Annotated in this window: 4 protein-coding genes; 1 reads left to right on the top strand and 3 read right to left on the bottom strand. The window is 71.0% G+C overall.

The window, feature by feature from the left end:
- A partial coding sequence (locus JWQ05_RS08780) for a PBP1A family penicillin-binding protein (protein ID WP_299657634.1) occupies window positions 1-2184 on the top strand: 2184 nt, incomplete at its 5' end.
- Window positions 2185-2194: 10 nt separating this feature from the next.
- Here the strand turns inward: JWQ05_RS08780 and JWQ05_RS08775 are convergent.
- The 3 genes from JWQ05_RS08775 to JWQ05_RS08765 all read right to left on the bottom strand — a co-directional run.
- Window positions 2195-3055: a transglutaminase family protein gene (locus JWQ05_RS08775; RefSeq protein ID WP_299657632.1), complete on the bottom strand. Its 861-nt coding sequence runs from the start codon at window positions 3053-3055 to the stop codon at window positions 2195-2197.
- 41 nt (window positions 3056-3096) lie between these two features.
- Entirely contained in the window at window positions 3097-4011 is a 915-nt protein-coding gene (locus JWQ05_RS08770) for a PHB depolymerase family esterase (RefSeq protein WP_299657630.1), read from the bottom strand.
- A 46-nt stretch (window positions 4012-4057) separates the two neighbouring features.
- A partial coding sequence (locus tag JWQ05_RS08765) for a hypothetical protein (RefSeq protein WP_299657627.1) occupies window positions 4058-4473 on the bottom strand: 416 nt, incomplete at its 5' end.

The raw sequence follows: 4473 nt of genomic DNA, 5'->3' as shown, positions 1-4473 counted from the left end.
GGTACGCCTCTCATCGGTCGCCTGCATCGCAGGCCTTGGCTCGCCGCCGCTTGTGTGCTCGTCCTGCTGCCGCTCGCTCTGCTGGCCGGGCTCGTCCTCTACAGTTTCGCGACCCTGCCGCCCCTCGGCGGCGTTGTGCCGGAAGCGGGCCAGCGCGCGCTCACGGTTGAGGCCGATGACGGCCGGGTCTTTGCCACGCGCGGCGCCTTCCAGGGCCAGAAACTCACCGCCGCCGAGATGCCGGCCCACCTCGCCCAGGCGGTCATCGCCATCGAGGACCGGCGCTTCCGATCGCATTGGGGCGTCGACCCGCGCGGGATGCTGCGCGCGATGTACCGGAACCTGATCGGCGGCGGCGTGCGCGAGGGCGCCTCCACCATCACGCAGCAATATGTCCGGCTCACCTCCCTGACCCAGGAAAAGACCCTGCGGCGCAAGATCCAGGAGGCGTTCCTGGCCCTGAGGGTCGAGGCGACGATGTCGAAGGACGACATCCTTCTCGGCTACCTCAACACCGCCTATTTCGGCGCCGGCGCCTACGGCATCGACGCCGCCGCCCGGCGCTACTTCGGCAAGGGCGCCAAGGCGCTGACCCTGCCTGAGGCCGCGATGCTGGCGGGCCTCGTGCGCGCGCCCTCGCAGCTCGCCCCCACCCGCAATTTCGGCGGCGCCAAGGAGCGGGCCGACGTGGTGCTGCAGACCATGGTCGAGACCGGCGCCATCACGGCGTCCGAGGCCGACAAGGCCCGGGCCCAAACCATCACCCTGCGGACACCCCCCGAGACGCCGCCCGGCACCAACTACTTCCTCGACATGGTCTCGGCCGAGGCCAAGAAGCTCGCCGACGCCCCCGGGGACGTCACCGTGCGCACCACCCTCAACCTCGATCTCCAGAGCCTCGCCGAGGGCGTCGTCGCCCGGCGCCTCGACGCGGAAGGGCCCAAGAAGAAGGCGGGTCAAGGCGCCGTGGTGGTGCTCAACAAGGAGGGCGCGATCCTCGCCATGGTGGGCGGACGCGACTACGAGGACAGCCAGTTCAACCGCGCCACCCAGGCCAAGCGCCAAGCCGGCTCGCTGTTCAAGCTGTTCGTCTACCTCACGGCCTACGAGAACGGCTTCAACCCGGAGACGGTGCTGGTCGACCGGCCGATCCAGATCGGCGACTGGGAGCCGCAGAACTCCACCGGCCGGTTCAAGGGCGCGATGCCCCTGCGCAGTGCGTTCGCGCAGTCGGTCAACACGGTGGCGGCGCAACTCGCCGACGAGGTCGGCATCCCCGCCGTCATCGCCACCGCGCACCGCATGGGCGTGACCTCCGAACTGCCGAACGTGCCGAGCCTGGCGCTCGGTTCGGCCGAGGTCACCCTGCTGGAGATGACCCGCGCCTATGCGGGCGTGCTCGCCGGGGCGGCGCCGGTGGACACGCACAGCGTCCACGCGATCCGGGGCCCCGCGCCCCAGCCACTCTATCTGCGGGCGGAGGCCAAGCCCGGCACGGCGCTTTCCACCGAGGCGCGGGCGATGATGCTCGATTCGCTCCAGGCCGTGGTCGATGGCGGCACCGGCAAGGGCGCGCGGGTGCAGGGCCTGCCGGTGGGTGGCAAGACCGGCACGACGCAGGATTACCGCGACGCCTGGTTCATCGGCATGACGCCGGACCTCGTCGTCGGCGTCTGGGTCGGCAACGACGACAATTCGTCGATGAACCGCGTCGGCGGCGGCGACCTGCCGGCCAGCATCTTCCACGATTTCGTCCAGCGGGCGACGGCGCAACTCGCCAAGGGCCGCAAGCGCCCCTCGGCCGCCCGCGCCGAGCCGGCCCCGGCCAAGGAGGTCGCCACCAACACCGCCGTTCCGGGCCTGCGCGGCGTTCCCGAGGTGATCGACACCGGGACGCTGGCTTTCCGGGGGCGCACGATCCGGCTCCTCGGGGTCGAGGGGGAGGGCGGAGCCCTGGCGCGCCAGCTCGCCCGCTATCTGCGCCGCCGCGAGGTGACCTGCGCGCCCGCCGCCGGGGCCGATGCGAACGCCGAGCAGCTCCGCTGCCAGATCGACGGCGACGACCTCGCCTCCCTCATCCTCACGGCCGGAGGCGCCCGCGCCGCAGAGGACGCCCCCGCCGACCTGCTCGCCGCCGAGGAGCAGGCTCGCTCCGAGCGGGCGGGAATCTGGGGGCGCAGGTAGGAGAGGCCGGTCAGGCGGAGACGCTGACCGCCACCGACATGTCGAGGAACGCGTCCGCCGGTCCCATGAAACTGCCCGTCACCGGCATGGCCTGGCGGATGTCGCGCGCCACGGCGACGGGGATCAGGTTCGCGCCACCGACGCTGCGGTTCGTCGGATCGAAGGTGATCCAGCCCGCGCCGGGCAGGTAGATCTCGGCCCAGGCATGGGTCGACCCGCCATCGGCCGAGCCGAGCAGCGTGCGCGTCGGATCGTGGAGATACCCCGAGACCACCCGCGCGCCGAAGCCGAGGCAGCGGGCCGCCTCGACGAAGAGCGTGGCGAGATCCCGGCAGGAGCCTTGCCCTGAGGCCAGGGTCTGGCCCGGCGACTGCGTGCCCTCGTCTTCGCGGGCTTGATAACGAAGCCCGCCGCCGATTCCCGCATTGATGTCCTTGAGCAGGGACAGGGTGTCGGTCGGGCACCCCGCGACGAAGCCCTGCGCCCAGCCGGGCAGGCCGTCGCCTCCCGGGTATTGCCGCACCGTCAGCGCCCCGAGATCCGTCCACTCGTCGTCGGAATACCGGAACGGGAACGTGATGGCCGAGGCGGCGATGTCGAAGACCGGATAGGCGAGCGCGGACAGTTCGACGCGCGCGACGCTGTCGATGACGAGGGTGTCGGAAGGGGCCCTGAACTGGACCGTCGCGACCGCGTTTCCCGCGACATCGTTGGCCCAGTTCACGATCGCGTCCGGCGTCACCGCGACGGCGCTCGAGACGAGCCTGAGGTCGCGGCTCTCCCGGGGCCGCAGCATCAGGCGGTGGGCCCCGAGGCCGACGGGCTGGCGGTAGCGGTAGGTCGTCCGGTGATGGATGCGTAGCTCGACCAAGGCGCGCTCCTGCGGGATCGGTTGACCCTCCCGAAGGACGGTCAGTGCCGGCGCGGCCCGCCGCCCTTCGCGTGGGACAGGAAGAACCGTAGCATTTCCTGGCTGGCATCGGGACCCGCCGGGTCCGTGTGCGAGCCGGCCGGGTTGCCGCCGGCCCAGGCGTGACCCGCGCCGTGAAGCAGCCACTGCTCCGACGACCACGGCCCGTCCGCTTCGGTCAGCACGGTCCGTGTATAGGCCATTCCACCGCTGGAGCGCCCCGCGATGGTCGCGACGGTGAGGGCCGCGTCCGGACGCGCCTGCGCGATGGCCTGGTCGCCGTTGACCGGGGACACGGTCCGGTCGCGGTCCCCGTGAAACACGATGGTGGGCACCGGATGGGTCGCCCGCATCGGCTCCAGCAGAGCGCCGCGCCGCATGGCGAGCATCGCTTCCGCCATCGATCCGGCGGACCCGCAGGCGAGGCCGGAATGGATGCCCACGCCGGCATAGAGCTCCGGGTAGGCCAGCGCCATGACGGCGGCCGCCGCCCCGCCGGAGGACAGGCCGGCGATGTAGACCCGGGCAGGATCGACGTTGAAATCAGCGATGACTTGGCGGGTCAGGCCGGCCAGGATCGATGGCTCGCCACGGTCGCGCCGCTGGTCGCCGTTCCGGAACCAGTTCCAGCTCTTGGCGATGTTGGCCGATCTCGGCTGGTCCGGATAGGCGATGAGGAAGCCCTGCTCCTCCGCCAGCCGATCCATGCGGGTGCCGATGGCGAAATCCCGCGCGGATTGCGAGCAGCCATGCAGCATGACCACGAGCGGCAACGCGCCGCCCACGTACCAGGACGGCACGAACAGATCGTAGGCCCGGCTCCCGGCGAGGTTTCCAAACCGCCGCGCCAGGGCGCGCGGCCTATCGATGGATCGCTCCAGGAGCCCTGTCGGGGCAGTCCCGAGATGTCCGGTCATCGCAACGCTTTCATGGATGATTTTGTCTAGGGGCAACCCGGCCGGGCTACGGAAGTGCGCCGATCATGCCCTTAGCCTCGGTCATGGTGTCCTCGCAGGCGCGCTTGTCGCCCCGGCGGTCCTCGGCGGCCGCACGCAGGATCAACGACCGGGCGTGGCCCACATGCTCGGCCGTCGAGACCGTCTCGGGATCGCTCGGAGCGTCGAGACGAACGGTGGTCACGCCCCGGGGCGACCCGGTCCGGAGGGCGTGCCCGCTCTGCAATCCCGTGACCTGAACGGCCCCGGCTGAATCGAGCCGGCGTTCGATGGTGCCGATCTGGTCGGCGCAGGAAGACGCCAGGGCCGGCAACGGCAGCGTTGCGAGAACGAGGGTCGCGAGAATGGGAACGAGGCGCATCGGGTCGACTTTCAGCGAGGTGGCAGCATCGTAGCCTTCGCGCGTCGCACGAAATCGCCAGA

It is taken from the genome of Methylobacterium sp. (assembly GCF_028290105.1).
Classification (GTDB): domain Bacteria; phylum Pseudomonadota; class Alphaproteobacteria; order Rhizobiales; family Beijerinckiaceae; genus Methylobacterium.
The sequence above is the reverse complement of the archived record's forward strand: the minus strand, read 5'-3'. Positions and strand labels throughout refer to the sequence as shown.

Bases quoted from the DNA above. Each gene is read 5' to 3' on its own strand.
- JWQ05_RS08770 (WP_299657630.1), bottom strand. From the start codon at position 4,011: ATGACCGGACATCTCGGGACTGCCCCGACAGGGCTCCTGGAGCGATCC.